Genomic DNA, 16,503 nt, shown 5'->3' with positions numbered 1-16,503 from the left:
CCTTCTATATATATCCTATTATCAAAGTATACTGTTGGGCGCATCTTCCTTGGGAACGGCAATCTGCCGATCAGACCCTATAGCCATGGAGACACGCAATGCGCGCCCAGATCATTGAGGCCTTTGGCGGCCCAGAAGTTTTCCAATTGAAAGATGTGCCCGATCCCACCCCAGGTCCCAGCCAGGTGTTGATCCGTCAGCAGGGTAGCAGCGTGAACCCCGTCGACTACAAGCTGCGCAGCGATGGGCGTGACATTGCGCCTGAGTTCCCCGGCATTCTTGGCTTTGACGTCAGTGGGATTGTTACCGCCATTGGCCCCGATGTGACCGATTTCGCCGTGGGTGACGCGGTTTACGGTGCGGCGGGCGGGGTAAAGGGCCAGGGCGGCGCCTATGCCGAGCTGATCGCAGCGGAGACCCGCGTGATCGCCAAGCGGCCAAGCAATATCAGCCCGGTTGAGGCGGCGGCGATGCCACTGGTCACGATTACCGCCTGGGAAGGGCTAGAACGCGCCGGGCTGTCTGAGAGCCGGGGCGCCGAGAAAACCGTGTTAGTGCGCGGTGGTACTGGCGGTGTCGGCCATATCGCCATCCAGCTAGCAAAAGCCTGGGGTGCGGAGGTGACCGCCTCCGTCTCCGGCGATGACAAGGCCAAGATCGCCCGCGATCTGGGTGCCGATCACATCATCAACTACCGTGATGAGGATTGGGATGAGGCGGTGGCCAAACTGACCGATGGCGCCGGGTTCGACATTGTCTTTGACGGCACCGGCGGCGATCAACTGGACCCCGCCTTCAGTGCCGCGCGCCTAAATGGCCATGTGGTGGCGCTGGTCAGCCTGTTCACTCATGACCTAAGCCTTCTGCACGCCCGCGGCCTTAGCCTGCATCTGGTGTTTATGCCACTGAACCTGCTGGCCGGTATTGGCGGGGCAGAGCACCAGCGCATTCTGACCGGTGCCACGGCCCTGGTTGAGGCGGGCAAGCTTAAGCCACTGATCGATGATCAGCGTTTCACCCTGGAAACGGTGCCTGAGGCCCAGACCCATGCCGAAAATGGCCGCCCCCTGGGCAAGGTGGTAATCGCTATCGCCGACTAACCGGCGCAGGCGATTAACCCGGGATCAGGTTCTTCAGCGGTTGGGCGGGGCGTGGGCCGATATGGCTGATCACCTCGCCTGCCGCGATCACGCCAAGCTGGGCGCAATCCGCCATGGATCGACCGGTGCTAAGGCCGAAGAGATAACCGGCCGCGAACTGGTCACCGGCGCCGGTGGTATCAACCACATTGGCCACCGGGACGGCCGGCATACGCACGGTCTCGCCCTTATGCATGGCAACACAGCCAGCCTCAGAGCGGGTGATGACGGCGGTATCCACATCATTGCGGGCCAGATCCAGTGCCTCGGCCAAGGTATTCACCTTGTAGAGTGAGGTAATCTCCGCCTCGTTCGCGAAGAGCAGATCAACCGAATGGGGCAGGAAGTTGCGGATATCATCGCGATACCGGTCCGCCAGGAATGGGTCAGACATGGAGAAGGCGACAACCGTACCGGCGGTGAGGGCCACATCAGCGGCCTCCATCATCGCTTCGCGTGGTCGCTCGCTATCCCAGAGGTAACCTTCAAGGAACAGATACTCCGCCTCCTGGATCAGGGCGTGATTAATATCGTCCTTATTCAACTCGGTTGAGGCACCAAGATAGGTGTTCATGGAGCGCTGGGCATCCGGGGTTACCAGGATGATCGAACGGCTGGTATCACCACCATCTTGGGCCGGGGCGATAGGGGTATAAACACCCTCACGCTCCATATCCGCGCCGTAGAACTTGCCCGGCTCATCATCACGTACACGACCGATAAAGCCAGCGGAGCCACCAAAGGAGGCAATGCCGGCCATGGAGTTGGCGACCGACCCACCAGATGCCATGGTTGGGTTACTGATGGCGCCAGACAACTCACGCGAGCGATCCTGATCAACCAGGTTCATTACGCCCTTAGGCACGTCATGGTTGGACAGGAAGGCCTCATCGACCTCGGCAATAATATCAACGACGGCGTTACCGATACCGACGACTTTTGGTTGGGTGTTGGTCATGGCGCTAACAAGCATTCCGTTGGGCGGGCGATAGAATCGGGGGCATCTGGCCCTGGTGGCACACAGTTGTCAAACCGGGTGAGCGGTTATGGCACAAAAAGGCTTAAGGACGGGTGTCGAGACGGCTATCGTCGGCGCCATGCTGCATGATCTTTTCTCCGCCTTCGCCGATTTGCGCCGACCCCAGGTCCTACTGGCGCTTGTGGTCTGTATTGTCACCGGCCTCGTGGTTTTATTCACGATTCCCGGTCTCGCCTGGCTGATCTTCGGCAGCATTCAGACCTTTGAGATTGCCTGGATCGACAGCGTTATCAGCGCCCTCGCCGTCGGCGGCAGTGCCGTCCTGGCCTTCCTCTTATTTCCGGTGGTGATGACGGCGATTGTGGGGCTCGCCGCCGAGCCAGTGCTCGACCCGATTGAGGCGGATTACGAGGCCTACCTGCCACCGCAACAACCAGTGCCAATCGTAACCGCCCTGATCAGTTCCCTAAAACTGATCCTGATTGCCGGTGCGCTCTCCCTCTTCGCGATGCTGTTCTTCTGGACCGGGATCAGTGTGTTTGTCGCCTGGGTCATCAATAGTTACCTGCTCTCCCGCGAGTTTGTGACCATGGTCGCCATGCGCCGGGTACCAGAAAAGGCGGTGGATGAATGGCGGCGCCGTAACCGAGAGGCGGTTATGTTTCGCGGCGGCCTGATCGCCGTTCTGTTCGCCATTCCGGTGCTAAACCTGATTGCGCCGATCATTGCGGCCGCCATGGTCAGCCACTGGCTATCGCGCACCGATATCTATGAACTAGCGACAACCAAGCCGCCACAAATCACCGACTCGGGCCCCGATCTGGGCACGCCAACGGCCTAGACCATCAACAAAACGCGTCGCTGGCCGGGCACATCGGCAAGCATAAACAGCGACTTAGCTTGAAACGGGTTGTTTGATGGGCATCGGAGCCCCAGGCTGGCGCCCATGATTAAGCACCTGCCCCGCACCACCTTCCTAGCCCTTGCCCTGCTTAGCTTGAGCGGTTGCGGCACCATGGGCGCCATTCTCGGCACCGCCGTTGGCGTGATGAAGACCAGCGTCGATGTGTTGGTTGAGGCCCCAGCCGAAGCGCCAGCGAAGGAAACCGAGGTCGCCGCCGCTGAACAAAGCGCCGGTTAACGCCCAATTCCCCGATCTCAGCCTGGGGTTTTGTCCGGATAGGGGCACAAATCCCGGACCGTGCAGGATGGGCAGTCTGGCTTCCGTGCCTTGCAGGTGTAGCGTCCATGTAAGATCAGCCAGTGATGGGCATGCAGCTTCCATTTCGCTGGCACCTTACGCACCAACTTCCGCTCCACATCATCGACGGTCTTACCCTTCGCCATCTTGGTGCGGTTGCCCACGCGGAAGATATGTGTGTCGACCGCGATGGTCGGCTGACCGAAGGCAATGTTCAGGACCACATTGGCGGTTTTGCGACCAACACCGGGCAAGGCCTGCAGTGCCTTACGCGTCTTTGGCACCTCACCGCCATACTTCTCAACCAGGATCTCTGAGAGCTTGATAACGTTCTTGGCCTTGCCGTTGAACAGGCCAATCGTCTTGATTTTGTCCCGTACCACTGCCTCGCCCAGGGCCAGCATGTCATGGGGGTTATCGGCCAGCGGAAACAGGTTCCGCGTCGCCTTGTTCACCCCGGCATCGGTGGCCTGCGCTGACAACACCACGGCAACCAGCAGCGTATAGGGATTGGTGTATTCAAGGTCGGATTGCGGCTCCGGATCGATGGCCGATAACCGGGCAAAGAACTCGTCAATCTGCTCTGGCTTCATGGTGCGGGCTTTGCGCTTTGGCGTGAAGGGTAGGTTAAGCGGTTTCAGTCATGCTGAACGCCAAGATCAATACCGATAGCTATACCGACGGGCAGGCGCGGCAAGCTGGCGCTTTCCCGATAGCCGAAGCGACGCCATATTGCTAGGCCATGAGCATGGACAGCAACCACAATCAGCAGCCAAAGCGGGGCGATGATCGGGCAGCCGAGGCGGTGTTCTTCGACGCCATCCTGCACCCCAATCGCAGCCTGTCGCCGCGTGGCTTTCGCCTGTTAATGGCGGGTGTGGTGATGCTGTCGCTAACCGTTGGCAGCTTCTTCTTCGCCATTGGCGCCTGGCCTGTGGTTGGCTTCCTTGGGCTTGATGTGCTGCTGCTTTATTGCCTGTTCCGGGCAAACTACAAATCCGGCCGCACTTACGAGACGGTGAAATTAACCGAGAGCCGCCTGGTTGTGGATCGGCGTGACCATTGGGGCAAGCACACCCGCTGGACGTTCCAGCCCTATTGGCTGCATGTGCATATCGCCGAACCGGTGGAACATGACAGTCAGATCCGCCTGACCAGCCACGGCAAATCCATCACGATTGGCAGTTTCCTTGCACCGGAAGAACGGGCTGATTTTGCCGCCGCCCTGCAGCGCGCCCTTGATCGCTGGCGTCGTCCCCAAGCTGCCCTTGCCGCCGAATAGGCCGCCATCTCCGCCCGTAGAACTAAAATCGCAATAATCGGGTGTCGGCCGATTGGGCCGATGACTACCCTGCTTCAAACGTGAGAGAATTGAAGGAGGCTGGTCATGTCGCCCAGCAGCGCACAAGTTACCGCCATGGCAGAGCCACTACCCCCAAATCCCGAACCTGACAGCGCCATCAGCGCCGCCATCGGCGACAGCCTGGAATATCTGGCGGCAAACTGGCAGAGCCAGCCAAGCTTGGAACAGCTGGCCAACCGGGCCGGGTGGAGCGCGCCACATTACCAGCGTGCCTTTACCCAACATGTGGGGGTCAGCCCAAAGCGGTTCTTACAGTTCGCCACCCTCGCCCATGCGAGGTCGTATTTAGATAATGGAGTCAGCCTGTTAGAGACGTCTTTGGAGACTGGGCTGTCCGGACCGAGCCGTTTGCACGATCTTTTCGTCGCGACGGAGGCGATGACTCCCGGTGAATACAAGGACTTAGGCGCAGGGCTTGAGATTACCTATGGTTGGGCGATCTCGCCGCTCGGCCCGGTCCTACTCGGCACCACCGATCGGGGTATTTGCTGGCTGGCCTTTGCTGATCCCGACAACCCGAGCAGCGCAGAAGCCCAGTTCCATGAGGAGTGGTCGCGGGCCACCCGACTCCGCAATGATGAAGCGATTGCGAAGACGGCACAGACCGCCCTGTCCTGGCTTATGCCGGGTGGCAAAAAAGCCAAAGACAGCCCGCCAAAACTGCTGCTGCGCGGGACGAATTTCCAGCTTAAGGTCTGGCATGCCCTCCTGCGTATTCCGCCAGGGCAAGTGGCCAGCTATGGCGAACTGGCGGCCTCCATCGGGGCACCGAAAGCGACACGGGCGGTCGGCAGTGCCTGTGGTGCCAATCTAATCAGTTGGTTAGTTCCATGCCATCGGGCCATCACCTCAACCGGGATGATCCATGCCTATCGCTGGGGCATTGGGCGTAAGCGGCTGCTGCTGGCCCAGGAGTTCGCCAGCAACCCAGCCGTCACAGCGGCCTCGTAGAGCATCAACTAGGTTTTAACCATCTGGTTGGTTCCTGGCTTTACAGTGGACATCGTGGCACTGGCGCGCGACGTTGGCAGTGCTAAAAACTGTTCCCTACCCCGCCCCTGGATCCTCTCCGATGGCTGCTCTTGCCCCCTTTGACCCGAGTCCCGCGGTCGAGAAACTGACGATTGAGTCGAAAGACGGTGCCTTAACCGTTGTTCCCAATGACCTTTCCCAGATTACGCCCTATGTCCTGCTGGAGCAGGAAGATTGGTTTGAGCATGAGCTAGACTTCGTTCGAAAGCTGAGCGCGCCGAACATGCGCATGCTGGATATCGGGGCAAATTTTGGCATCTACACCCTTGCAGCAGCCAAAGCGTCGGGCCCGTCTGGCAAGTTTTGGGCGGTAGAGCCCGCCAGCACCACCGCCGATTACCTGCGCCAGTCTGTTGAGGCAAATGGGTTTGAAAACATCTCTGTCCATCAACTGGCCCTATCCGACAGTACCGGTGATGGCTTCCTGACGATTTCGAACAGCCCAGAACTCAATGCCCTCGCGGAAGAGGCTAGCGAGAATACCGAGAAGGTGGCGCTCTCGACCCTCGATCAGTTGATGAGTGATGCCTTCCCTGATGAGCAGATTGATTTCGTCAAACTGGACGCTGAAGGCGCAGAGGAATCGATTATTCGTGGCGGCAAGCAGTTCTTCGCCGAGCATTCACCGCTCGTCATGTTCGAACTGAAGCATGGTGGTGAGGTCAACAAATCCCTGATCGCCGCCTTTGAGGACATTGGATACAAAGCTTATGTCAGCATTCGCGGTATCCAGGCACTTCGTCCATTCGACTTGTCGGAAGAGATTGATGGCTTCCAGCTGAACCTATTTGGCTGTAAGCCGGACCGGGCAGAGCAGCTGGCCAAGCGTGGCCTACTGGTGGAGACACTGTCCGCCCTGCCCGCCCAAGCCCCGGATTGGAGCCTCGTTATACGACAGCAGCCATGGGCCACTATGATTGGCGGCGTATGGCTTAAATGGGGCCAGCAGGCGGATGACCTAGGCGCCGGTCAGTATCGAGATGCCCTCAGCCATTGGGCGGCAGCCAGCCTTATCGGTCCCCAACCGACCAGTGATGGCACCACACCACCAGATAGCGAGGCAACAGCACTGCGCCTTGCCCATTTGCAGCAAGCCTGGCAGCTGATGACCACCTGCCCACAATACCAGCAGGAAGATCCATCGGCGCTGATCAGTGCCGCACGTATTGCGCGTGATTTGGCACTTCGAAGCGCACAGTTAAAAATCATTGGCCGGGCAATCGACATATTGGGCACGGGCGAGGCATCGATCCAGATGCCGTTCCTGTCACCGGCACCCGCCTATGATGCCCTACCGCTAAAGGGCCCAATCAATGATTGGTTGGTGTGCACAATGCTGTGTACGCGTCTAACCGATAACGCCTTCTCAGGCTTCTTTATGACCTCGGCACAGACCCTGAATTCGCTTCAGGAGATTGTTAAAACACAGCATATGCCGATTGAAGTGCTTCGCCGGGCAATGCTTGTGATTATCCGGGGTAATGTCAGCATCGACGGTGATGTTCCGGGCTTTTTCAATCGCCTAATGACCCGGGAACCTGATCACCGAAATGCCGAGTTATGGAGTGGTGGCTTCGGTAAGCGGTTCCGCGATATCACCGGATCGGCCGATCCCAGCGTTACGGTTGAATCCCGCCATCCCGGACGGACTGTACGTGTCGTTCATGCCCTGGCGCGAAGCGGCGCCACCATCATGTCCCGCTGCTTGGCAGCGATGCCCCAGACCTGTCTGTTTAGCGAGATCCACCCACTTGGCCCATCCATGACCGCCAAGCTGGATGCCAAATCACCAGAACGGTTCAACATTGCCCATCAGGCGCGGGAGTGGTTCGACATCACCCTGCCTGAAAATCAAGAGGCCCTAGAGGCTGGCGATAATGATGAGGCGCTGACAATTGCCGTACTCGACCAGGTCTTTGATCGGGAGCGACGGCCAGTTGTTAGGGATTGGGCCCATCTAGACTTCCTCGGCTGGCAGTTTACTAGTAACCGCAGCAACCGGTTGGTAACCACGGAAATGCTGGCCAAGCACTATCAACCAACGGCGATCACCATCCTTCGGCACCCGGTTACCCTTTTGCGGTCACTGGCCCAGGGTGAGGGCACACGGGAGTTCTTGGAAAGCGCCCGGGGTTGTGAGGATTTCCTCGCAGGCTATGTCCGGTTCCTAGAAGCCGCAGGCGATGCCCCGCGCTTCAAATATGAGGATTTCGTCCAACAACCGGATCAGGTTGTTAAGGCCATGTGCGACGCGCTCGGCCTGGCCTTCAGCCCCAACTATGCTGAGAAGCTGCAGAGTGAGCCGGTGAAGATCACCGGCGATAATGATGCCCGGGCAGCCAAGGCAATCGAGCCCAAAGCACCGATTGAGGTAAGCGCTGCCCAAATGGCGCTGATTGAGGCTTCACCAGCCTATGAAGCCTTACTGGCCGAAACTGGCTATGAAGCGCGCGACCCAAGCTTGTTCACGGTCGTGTAGAACAAGCGAAGGTCACACCAGACCGAGCACATCAGACATGGTGTACCTGCCAGGCTGGCCCCGCTTGGCAGCTAGCCATACTGCGGCACGTACGGCACCCCTGGCAAAGACGGCACGGTCAGTGCAACGGTGGGTAAGTTCTATCCGCTCACCGGCCGTGGCGAAGATAACTGTATGCTCGCCAGCCACATCCCCACCACGCAAGGTGGCAAAGCCAATCTGGCCATCTGGGCGGATGCCTGTGTCACCCTCTCTTGAGAGCTTCTGTATCTCAGCAAGCGACCGCCCGCGCCCCGCAGCGGCGGCCTCTCCCAAGGCAAGCGCAGTGCCGGAAGGGGCATCCCGCTTCCCGCCATGATGCATCTCCACAATCTCAATATCGGCAAGATCAGCGGGCAGAGTAGCTGACAACCGGGCAACCGTGTCCAACAGCAGATTGATGCCAAGACTGGTATTTGCCGCCAGTATCACTGGGATATCAGCAGCAGCCGCATCAATCGCGGACAAGGCCTGATCGTCCAAGCCGGTTGTCCCAATAAGGATTGGCAACTGCTTCTCACGGGCGAAGGCAAGGTTATCAGCCAATGCCGCTGCGGAGGAGAAGTCGATCAGCACATCGAGCCCATCAGGCAGTGCCGCAAGCGTACTCATCGACACCGCATCACAACCAGCCAAGCCCAGCGCATCACTGGCAGGCTGGCCAATCAACCCATCACCCGCCCGAACGGCGAGGCCAGCAAGCGATGGACCGGAACCCGCCTGCTGAAGCGACCACAGCTCCGTCGCAATGCTTTTCCCCATGCGGCCCTTAGCACCAATCAATCCAACCCGCGCGGTGGCTTGGCCTTGGCCCTGTGATGTGTTCAGCATGGGGGTTACCTCCAGCCCTGAAGTTTTCGGTGCTTAGGACAGTTCTAGTTGACTGACCTCCAGCATTCAGCAGGCTATAGCACGACAGATCATCGTGCCGGTAGAGATCGGCCACCCCAAAGACATCGCGATGTGATTATGAGCCAATCTGGCGACAAATCAGTGGCCATGTTCCACTGCCTCTCCAGGTCTGGTGGCACCGCCGTCGCGCGCTACCTGACCGCCGCCACGGGCGCCGCCACATTTAGTGAGATCCACCCACGAGGCCCGGCCTATATTAACCGCATGGAGCCAGGGCGCGGGCACCTTTTCCATATCGTGCATCAGGCGGAAGAGTATTACGGCACCACCATGCCTGACAGCCCACCCAGCGCCGCGCTTGATGAGGCGGAGAACAATGAGCATTGGCTTTGCCAAGTCATCGATCATTTTCAATCAGCAGGCCGACCCGTTGTTATCCGTGATTGGCCGCATCTGGACTTCCATGGCTGGCCGGAAGCAGAGCGGGCTGACCAGCGCATGGTTACCAGGGACCTGCTGGCCAAACACTACAGCATCCGTGCGGTTACACTGGTCCGGCATCCGCTTGCCATGTTTATGAGCCTGATCGGCATGCAGCGATATCAGGATAAGCTACTGAATCCACAAGAGATAAATCACTTCCTGCTTGGCTACCTGGCCTTTGCCAAGGCGATTGAGACCACCCCAATCTTCCAGCATGAAGCCTTTATCGAGGCACCTGATCAGGTGGACAGAGAGATGATCAGCGGTCTAGGGTTAAGCCGAGCGGATGAGAGCGAGGCGACTGACTTGGCCATTGCGCCCGCTCTGACCGGGGATCGTAGCGGGCGTACGTCCAGCGGCATTACCAAAGGTACAGCAAAAGATGTGCCGCTACCGATGCTGACATTCTTTGAGCAGCAACCAAGCTATCAAGAGCTGCTGGAGCGACTGGGCTATGAGGCGCGGCCCAAGGGGGTCATCAACCCAATCACCGGACCGGTTTGACCTAGTCCTTCAAATCTTCCCAAAGCTCTTTCACTTTGGAGAAGAAGCCCTCTGATTCCGGGCTGTTGGCGCCTGGCTTGCCTTCCTGATCGAACTCTTTCAGTAGCTCTTTCTGCCTGGCCGACAGATTGCGCGGTGTCTCGACAACCGTTTCGATCATCATATCGCCCCTGGTTTGGGAGCGTAGGATCGACATGCCCTTGCCTTTGAGGCGGAAGGCTTGGCCGGTCTGGGTACCCGCCGGCACCGTCACCCGGGCGCGCTTACCATCAATGGTTGGGACTTCAATCTGACCACCCATGGCCGCCGTGGTCATCGGGATTGGCACCCGGCAACCAAGGTCGGAACCGGAGCGCATGAAGAAATCATGCGGCTGTACGGTCAGGAAGATATAGAGGTCACCGGCTGGCGCACCGCGTAGCCCTGCCTCACCCTCACCGGCGAGGCGGATACGCGTACCATCTTCAACACCTGAGGGGATATTGACGCTAAGGCTCTTCTCTTTGCGTACGCGCCCAGAGCCAGAACAGACCCGACAGGGGTTTTTGATGATCTTACCGGCACCACTACAGGTGGGGCACGTACGCTCAATCATAAAGAAGCCCTGCTGGGCCCGTACGCGACCAACGCCACCACAGGTTGGGCAAGTTTCAGGCTCGCTCTTACCTTCAGCGCCGGTGCCATCACAGGCCTCACAGATCACCGAGGTTGGGACGCGTACTTGAACCTTATCGCCCTTAAAGGCTTGTTCTAAATCGATTTCTAGATTGTAGCGGAGGTCTGAGCCACGGCTGGAGGCCTTGCCGCCGCCGCGCTTGCTGCCCATGAAGTCGCCAAACATCTCATCAAAGATATCGGCGAAGTTGGCGCCAAAGCCGAAGTCACCAGCGCCACCGCCTGGACCGCCGCCGCCTTCAAACGCCGCATGACCATAACGGTCATAGGCCGCGCGCTTATCATCATCACGCAGTATGTCGTACGCTTCGCTGACTTCCTTAAACTTAAGCTCGGCCGCCTCATCACCCGGATTGCGGTCGGGGTGATACTTCATCGCCTGTTTGCGGTAGGCACTCTTCAGCTCATCAGCCGAGGCGCCTTTATCCACACCGAGCAGTTCGTAGTAATCCTGTTTTGACATGCTTGGCTAATCCGAAACAGCAAGTAAGAGGGTTGGCGGAACAAGTGATCTGGAAATGGCAAAGCCGGGTGCTGTTTGCCAAACACCCGGCCTTTAAGCCATGCCCATTAGCGGACCAAAGGACAAAAGACCGGGTTAGCTGGCCTTTTTATCGCCCTGCTCGTCTTCGTCGACTTCCTCAAACTCGGCATCGACAACACCCTCATCGGCCTCGGCCTTACGCGCGGCCTCGTCAGCGGCATCAGCATCGGCGGCATCGTCACCACCCTCGGCTGCGGCCTCTTCCTGGCTCTGCTTGTACATGGCCTCACCCAGCTTCATCGCTGCCTTTTGCAGCTCTTCGCGGGCCTCGTTAATGGCTTCTGGGTTGTCGCCTTCCATTGCCTCCTTCGTGGCGGCAATGGCGGTTTCGATGTCCTGACGCTCTTCAACGGAGATCTTGTCACCGGCTTCTTCCAACGACTTCTCAGTTGAGTAGACGAGGCCATCGGCCTGGTTGCGGGCTTCCACAACTTCACGACGCTTTTGGTCATCGGACGCGTTGCTCTCTGCGTCCTTCACCATCTGGTCGATATCGGAATCAGAGAGGCCGCCAGAAGCCTGGATCTGGATCTGCTGCTCTTTACCGGTGGCCTTATCCTTAGCGGAGACCTGGACGATACCGTTGGCATCAATGTCGAAGGTCACCTCAATCTGTGGCACGCCACGGGGTGCTGGCGGAATACCGACGAGGTCGAATTGGCCCAGCGGCTTGTTATCCGCTGCCATCTCACGCTCACCTTGGAAGACGCGGATCGTCACNGCGTTCTGATTGTCCTCAGCGGTTGAAAAGGTCTGGCTCTTCTTGGTTGGGATGGTGGTGTTGCGCTCAATCAAACGGGTGAACACACCGCCCAGGGTTTCAATACCAAGGGAAAGCGGGGTCACGTCGAGCAGCAGGACGTCTTTAACATCGCCCTTCAGAACGCCGCCCTGGATCGCGGCACCAACGGCCACAACCTCATCCGGGTTCACACCACGGTGTGGCTCTTTACCGAAGAATTCTTCGACCGCCTCGATGATCTTAGGCATCCGGGTCATACCACCGACCAGGATCACCTCATCAATCTCAGATGCCTTGAGGCCAGCATCTTTCAGCGCAGCCTTACAAGGTTGGATCGACCGCTTAACCAGATCGGCGACCAGCGCCTCCAGCTTCGAGCGGGTCAGGGTGATATTCAGGTGCTTTGGACCATCCTGGTCACCGCTGATGAACGGCTCGTTCACATCGGTGGAGGTGGTGGAGGACAGCTCAATCTTCGCCTTCTCTGCGGCCTCTTTCAGGCGCTGCAGGGCCAGCTTGTCCTTACGGAGATCAATGCTGTTCTCCTTTTTGAACTCTTCGGCCAGGTAGTCGATGATCTTGTTGTCGAAGTCTTCACCGCCGAGGAAGGTGTCACCATTGGTGGCCTTCACCTCAAACACGCCATCGCCAATCTCGAGGATTGAGACGTCAAAGGTACCGCCGCCAAGGTCATAAACGGCGATGGTGCCGGTGCCCTTCTTCTCGAGCCCGTAGGCGAGTGCGGCCGCGGTCGGCTCGTTGATGATGCGCAGAACTTCAAGACCAGCAATCTTACCGGCGTCTTTGGTGGCCTGGCGCTGGCTGTCGTTGAAGTACGCAGGAACAGTGATGACCGCCTGGGTCACATCTTCGCCGAGATAAGCCTCAGCGGTTTCTTTCAGCTTGGACAGGACAAAGCTGGAAATCTGGGATGGGGCATATTTCTCGTCACCCACCTCAACCCAAGCATCGCCATTATCGCCAGCAGCGATATTGAACGGCGCTTTCTCAACCATCTCTTTGACCTGCTTCTCATCGAAGCGGCGGCCGATCAGGCGCTTAATGCCATAGAGGGTTTTGTCTGGGTTGGTCACAGCCTGGCGTTTTGCCGGCTGACCGACGAGGCGCTCACCATCCTTACCGAAGGCGACCATCGAGGGGGTCGTGCGCGCGCCCTCGGCGTTCTCGATCACCTTACCTTGGCCGCCATCCATAACGGCGACACAGGAATTGGTCGTGCCCAAATCAATGCCAATAACTTTACTCATCGTCTCTCACTCATGCCCCTTGTTGGACCGGCCCGTTACATCTGTCTGTCGGGCCATATGGCGGCGGAAAACTAGCAGTCCTTAAAATCTAAAGCGGCCCTGCCAGCCTCCAAAAATTATCATCTAGCTGGCTGCCCACCCCTTAATGGGGTGTCCGGTTGGGGCGCTGGAATACTGCGCAAACACCGAACCGACAAGCAGCCATAGCGGATATAGGCAGTCCCGACGGGTGGTGCAACACGGCAACGCCAGGAAAAGTGGCGTAATTGCGGCTGCCGGGAAAGCTTTTACCCATTCGCCAACCAACAAGAGCGCAGAAATCAGCCTATTTCCAAATCTTGCGGTCGGCCTAACAAAGCCTGGTTTTATGCGGTCTGATTGACCGGACCATCGGCGCCACCCTTGGTGACCCCAACGCGAGCAGGGCGTAGCAGCCGCTCATGCACCATATAGCCGGGTTGCAGAACCTGCATGATCGTGCCCCGTGGCTTGGACGGATCTTCCACCTCAAACATCACTTCATGTTTGTTCGGGTCGAAGATTTCATCCTCGGCAATCTCAATCTGCACGACGCCATGGCGCTTCAGGGCGGATTGCAGCTCCTTATCAACGGCACGGATACCGTCGAATAGGTTCTTAAGCCGATCATCGGCAGCATCCAGCGCATCCTGTGGCACGGCATCGAGGCCACGGGCGAAGTTATCGGCCACACTCAGCATGTCTTCGGCGAACTTACCGACCGCGAACTTGCTGGCATCCGTCTTCTCTTTCTCAAGCCGGCGGCGCACATTCTCGGTTTCCGCAGCAGAGCGAAGTAAGCGATCACGCAGATCATCAACCTGGGTCTGCAGAGCGGCCAGTTCTTCACTTGGATCAACAAACGGCGTCACATTGTCGGGCGCGGCCTGGGCCGGCTCACCATCGGCTGGCTGTTCATCATCACGGAGGAACGGCGGGGTCGCATCGGCCGGTTGCGGGTCGGCTTGCTCTGCCGCCTTATAGGCATCGCTCGCCTGACCTGGCTGGGGTTGGGCCTCGCCCTGTTCACCCAGGGTTGGGTCAACAGCTAGGGGCGTATCCTCGCCATTCTGCGGCGCATCAGCGGTTGGTTCGGCTTTCGGTTTGTTGTTCGCCATATTGCGATTTCTCAATTGGTATCTCGGACAGGTATGGGCGCGACCGAAATCGGCCTGAGGCGGATATAGGGTCTTTATGGTGGGAAGTCGACCTGGGAACGCGACCAGACCGCCTGATCGATAAACTTAGCCCATCATCTTGCCGATAACCTTGGCCGTGTAATCGACCATGGGGATGATCCGGGCATAGTTGAGCCGCGTTGGGCCAATCACGCCGATTGCCCCCACCACCTCTTGGGCACTGTTGTGATAGGGCGCGACGATGACGGAACAGCCCGCGCTGGAGAACAGGCGGTTATCGGCGCCAATGAAAATTTGCACACCCTCAGCGCGGTCGGTTGCATCCAGGACCCGCATCACCGTTTCCTGGTTCTCCAAATCCTCAAACAGTTGGCGGACCCGCTCGAGGTCTTCCAACGCCTGAATATCATCGAGCAGATTGGCCTGCCCCTTGATGATCAGTGTGCCGGACTGATCACCGGACCAATCGGCGAGCCCGGCCTCAACAATCTGGGAGGATAGGGTGTCCAGCTGGCTCTGCCTGGTCTCAATCTCAGCCAGGATCTCAGTACGGGCATCCTCAATAGAACGGCCGACAAGGCGCGCATTCAGATAATTGGCCGCCTGACGCAGGGCCGATTGCGGCACACCGGGCGGGATGTCCAGCACCCGGTTCTCAACCAACCCATCCTGGGTGACCATCACCACCAAGGCCTGACCGGGGCCGAGCTGAACGAACTCAATCTGCTTCAGCGGCATTTCTCGTTTCGGTGCCGCAACAAGCCCAGCACACCGGGACAAACCGGACAGCATCGCCGTGGCATCGCTTAACATCTCCGGCATGGTTTTGCCGGCGGCACCGCCTAGCGCCTCAATCGATTGCCGCTCATGGGTGCCAACCTCACCCACCTGCAGCAAGCCATCAACGAACAGCCGTAAACCCGCATCGGTGGGCAGTCGACCGGCCGAGGTATGGGGGGAATGGAGCAGGCCCGCCTCCTCCAAATCCGACATCACATTGCGAATGGTGGCAGGGGATAGCCCCATCTCCATAGACCGGGAAATGGTGCGCGATCCCACCGGCTCGCCGCTTTCAACATAGCTATCAACGATGATGCGCAGCACCTCGCGTGAGCGTTCGTTCAACGCATTCAACGGTGATTCTGGGCGGGTTTCCGCGCCTTCACTCAGGCTAAAGCCGGGTTTTTTGATCGTGTCGGTCATAGGCTGAATTTAAAAGCGACAGCGGCGATCAGCAAGGGTGGGGAAGCAATCAACCCTATGCTATAGAGCCCGCCACCAATCAAACCATCACCGATGACAGCGGAATTACCCATGACTAGCACCAGCCGCCCCTCTGGCCGTGAGGCCAACGCCATGCGCGCGATTGAGATCGAAACCGATGTCTCAATCCATGCCGAAGGCTCCTGCCTGATTAAGTTTGGCCACACCCATGTGCTGTGCACCGCCAGTGTTGAGGATGGGGTGCCGGGCTGGATGCGCAATTCCGGCCGTGGCTGGGTGACAGCAGAATACGGCATGCTTCCCCGCTCCACCGGCAGCCGCACGGGCCGGGAAGCCGCCCGTGGTAAGCAATCGGGCAGAACCCAAGAGATTCAGCGTCTTATTGGCCGTGCCTTACGCTCCATCATAGATTTGGAGAAGCTGGGCGAGATCCAGATCAAGATCGATTGCGACGTCATTCAGGCCGATGGCGGCACACGTACGGCCGCCATCACCGGCGGTTATGTGGCCCTACACCTGGCGCTTCAGCATTTGCTGGCGATTAAGGCCATCGATGCAATTCCCCTGACCGATAGTGTGGCCGCCGTCTCCTGCGGGGTTTATGGCGACATGCCTGTGCTGGACCTGGACTATGCAGAGGACAGCAACGCCGTGGTCGACGCCAACTTCGTGCTCACCGGCTCTGGCGGGATTGTTGAGATCCAGGGCACGGGCGAGGAGCGCCCGTTCAGCCGGGACGAGTTTAACGCCCTGATGGGCCTCGCCGAGCAGGGCTGCACCGAGCTTGCCGCCCTTCAGACCCAAGCGTTGAAGCGCTAACCG

Annotated in this window: 15 protein-coding genes; 8 read left to right on the top strand and 7 right to left on the bottom strand. The window is 58.6% G+C overall.

What is annotated here, in order from left to right; genetic code table 11:
* Positions 1–98: 98 nt before the first annotated feature.
* On the top strand, positions 99–1,100 hold the full coding sequence (locus tag KI792_14280) for a zinc-dependent alcohol dehydrogenase family protein (protein MBV6634191.1): 1,002 nt from the start codon (positions 99–101) through the stop codon (positions 1,098–1,100).
* A gap of 13 nt (positions 1,101–1,113) precedes the next feature.
* Here KI792_14280 and KI792_14275 read toward each other — a convergent pair whose 3' ends face one another.
* Positions 1,114–2,097 carry an adenosine kinase gene (locus KI792_14275; protein ID MBV6634190.1) on the bottom strand — a complete coding sequence of 328 codons (984 nt, stop codon included), beginning with the start codon at positions 2,095–2,097 and terminating at the stop codon, positions 1,114–1,116.
* Between the two features lie 88 nt (positions 2,098–2,185).
* Here KI792_14275 and KI792_14270 point away from each other — a divergent pair, with 88 nt between their 5' ends.
* The gene (locus tag KI792_14270; GenBank protein MBV6634189.1) at positions 2,186–2,959 is read left to right on the top strand and encodes an EI24 domain-containing protein; all 774 of its coding nucleotides are present in this window, start codon (positions 2,186–2,188) and stop codon (positions 2,957–2,959) included.
* A 105-nt stretch (positions 2,960–3,064) separates the two neighbouring features.
* A complete protein-coding gene (locus KI792_14265) occupies positions 3,065–3,259 on the top strand; it encodes a hypothetical protein (GenBank protein MBV6634188.1) in 195 nt (64 codons plus the stop codon).
* 17 nt (positions 3,260–3,276) lie between these two features.
* Here the strand turns inward: KI792_14265 and nth are convergent, their stop codons facing one another.
* The gene (nth, locus tag KI792_14260) at positions 3,277–3,912 is read right to left on the bottom strand and encodes an endonuclease III (protein MBV6634187.1); all 636 of its coding nucleotides are present in this window, start codon (positions 3,910–3,912) and stop codon (positions 3,277–3,279) included.
* Between the two features lie 155 nt (positions 3,913–4,067).
* Between nth and KI792_14255 the strand changes: the two genes are divergently transcribed.
* The 3 genes from KI792_14255 to KI792_14245 all read left to right on the top strand — a co-directional run bounded on the left by KI792_14255 (position 4,068) and on the right by KI792_14245 (position 8,193).
* Positions 4,068–4,601, top strand: a complete 534-nt coding sequence (locus KI792_14255; protein MBV6634186.1) for a DUF2244 domain-containing protein — start codon at positions 4,068–4,070, stop codon at positions 4,599–4,601.
* A gap of 135 nt (positions 4,602–4,736) precedes the next feature.
* The gene (locus KI792_14250) at positions 4,737–5,633 is read left to right on the top strand and encodes a methylated-DNA--[protein]-cysteine S-methyltransferase (protein MBV6634185.1); all 897 of its coding nucleotides are present in this window, start codon (positions 4,737–4,739) and stop codon (positions 5,631–5,633) included.
* Positions 5,634–5,754: 121 nt separating this feature from the next.
* Complete coding sequence (locus KI792_14245) at positions 5,755–8,193, top strand: FkbM family methyltransferase (protein ID MBV6634184.1); 2,439 nt, start codon at positions 5,755–5,757, stop codon at positions 8,191–8,193.
* Positions 8,194–8,205: 12 nt separating this feature from the next.
* Here the strand turns inward: KI792_14245 and dapB are convergent, their stop codons facing one another.
* Positions 8,206–9,063: a 4-hydroxy-tetrahydrodipicolinate reductase gene (gene dapB, locus KI792_14240; GenBank protein ID MBV6634183.1), complete on the bottom strand. Its 858-nt coding sequence runs from the start codon at positions 9,061–9,063 to the stop codon at positions 8,206–8,208.
* 138 nt (positions 9,064–9,201) lie between these two features.
* Here dapB and KI792_14235 point away from each other — a divergent pair, with 138 nt between their 5' ends.
* Positions 9,202–10,071: a hypothetical protein gene (locus KI792_14235; GenBank protein ID MBV6634182.1), complete on the top strand. Its 870-nt coding sequence runs from the start codon at positions 9,202–9,204 to the stop codon at positions 10,069–10,071.
* A gap of 1 nt (position 10,072) precedes the next feature.
* Here the strand turns inward: KI792_14235 and dnaJ are convergent, their stop codons facing one another.
* The 4 genes from dnaJ to hrcA all read right to left on the bottom strand — a co-directional run bounded on the left by dnaJ (position 10,073) and on the right by hrcA (position 15,660).
* The gene (dnaJ, locus tag KI792_14230; protein MBV6634181.1) at positions 10,073–11,209 is read right to left on the bottom strand and encodes a molecular chaperone DnaJ; all 1,137 of its coding nucleotides are present in this window, start codon (positions 11,207–11,209) and stop codon (positions 10,073–10,075) included.
* Between the two features lie 135 nt (positions 11,210–11,344).
* Positions 11,345–13,300 carry a molecular chaperone DnaK gene (dnaK, locus tag KI792_14225; GenBank protein ID MBV6634180.1) on the bottom strand — a complete coding sequence of 652 codons (1,956 nt, stop codon included), beginning with the start codon at positions 13,298–13,300 and terminating at the stop codon, positions 11,345–11,347.
* Positions 13,301–13,665: 365 nt separating this feature from the next.
* Complete coding sequence (grpE, locus tag KI792_14220) at positions 13,666–14,436, bottom strand: nucleotide exchange factor GrpE (GenBank protein ID MBV6634179.1); 771 nt, start codon at positions 14,434–14,436, stop codon at positions 13,666–13,668.
* Positions 14,437–14,562: 126 nt separating this feature from the next.
* Positions 14,563–15,660 (bottom strand): heat-inducible transcriptional repressor HrcA, encoded by a 1,098-nt coding sequence (gene hrcA / locus KI792_14215; protein MBV6634178.1) that lies wholly within the window; start codon positions 15,658–15,660, stop codon positions 14,563–14,565.
* A gap of 111 nt (positions 15,661–15,771) precedes the next feature.
* Here hrcA and rph point away from each other — a divergent pair, with 111 nt between their 5' ends.
* Positions 15,772–16,500 carry a ribonuclease PH gene (gene rph / locus KI792_14210; protein ID MBV6634177.1) on the top strand — a complete coding sequence of 243 codons (729 nt, stop codon included), beginning with the start codon at positions 15,772–15,774 and terminating at the stop codon, positions 16,498–16,500.
* Positions 16,501–16,503: the final 3 nt, after the last annotated feature.

This window comes from Alphaproteobacteria bacterium SS10 (genome assembly GCA_019192455.1).
Classification (GTDB): domain Bacteria; phylum Pseudomonadota; class Alphaproteobacteria; order TMED2; family TMED2; genus TMED2.
This window is presented reverse-complemented; position numbering and strand designations above follow the sequence as displayed.

What these genes read in the sequence shown, in the direction of transcription:
- KI792_14250 (MBV6634185.1), top strand. Translation starts at nt 4,737, where the DNA reads ATGGCAGAGCCACTACCCCCAAATCCCGAACCTGACAGCGCCATCAGC.
- KI792_14245 (MBV6634184.1), top strand. Translation starts at nt 5,755, where the DNA reads ATGGCTGCTCTTGCCCCCTTTGACCCGAGTCCCGCGGTCGAGAAACTG.
- KI792_14280 (MBV6634191.1), top strand. Translation starts at nt 99, where the DNA reads ATGCGCGCCCAGATCATTGAGGCCTTTGGCGGCCCAGAAGTTTTCCAA.
- dapB (MBV6634183.1), bottom strand. Translation starts at nt 9,063, where the DNA reads ATGCTGAACACATCACAGGGCCAAGGCCAAGCCACCGCGCGGGTTGGA.
- rph (MBV6634177.1), top strand. Translation starts at nt 15,772, where the DNA reads ATGACTAGCACCAGCCGCCCCTCTGGCCGTGAGGCCAACGCCATGCGC.
- KI792_14270 (MBV6634189.1), top strand. Translation starts at nt 2,186, where the DNA reads ATGGCACAAAAAGGCTTAAGGACGGGTGTCGAGACGGCTATCGTCGGC.
- nth (MBV6634187.1), bottom strand. Translation starts at nt 3,912, where the DNA reads ATGAAGCCAGAGCAGATTGACGAGTTCTTTGCCCGGTTATCGGCCATC.
- KI792_14255 (MBV6634186.1), top strand. Translation starts at nt 4,068, where the DNA reads ATGGACAGCAACCACAATCAGCAGCCAAAGCGGGGCGATGATCGGGCA.
- grpE (MBV6634179.1), bottom strand. Translation starts at nt 14,436, where the DNA reads ATGGCGAACAACAAACCGAAAGCCGAACCAACCGCTGATGCGCCGCAG.
- KI792_14275 (MBV6634190.1), bottom strand. Translation starts at nt 2,097, where the DNA reads ATGACCAACACCCAACCAAAAGTCGTCGGTATCGGTAACGCCGTCGTT.
- dnaJ (MBV6634181.1), bottom strand. Translation starts at nt 11,209, where the DNA reads ATGTCAAAACAGGATTACTACGAACTGCTCGGTGTGGATAAAGGCGCC.
- KI792_14235 (MBV6634182.1), top strand. Translation starts at nt 9,202, where the DNA reads ATGAGCCAATCTGGCGACAAATCAGTGGCCATGTTCCACTGCCTCTCC.
- hrcA (MBV6634178.1), bottom strand. Translation starts at nt 15,660, where the DNA reads ATGACCGACACGATCAAAAAACCCGGCTTTAGCCTGAGTGAAGGCGCG.
- KI792_14265 (MBV6634188.1), top strand. Translation starts at nt 3,065, where the DNA reads ATGATTAAGCACCTGCCCCGCACCACCTTCCTAGCCCTTGCCCTGCTT.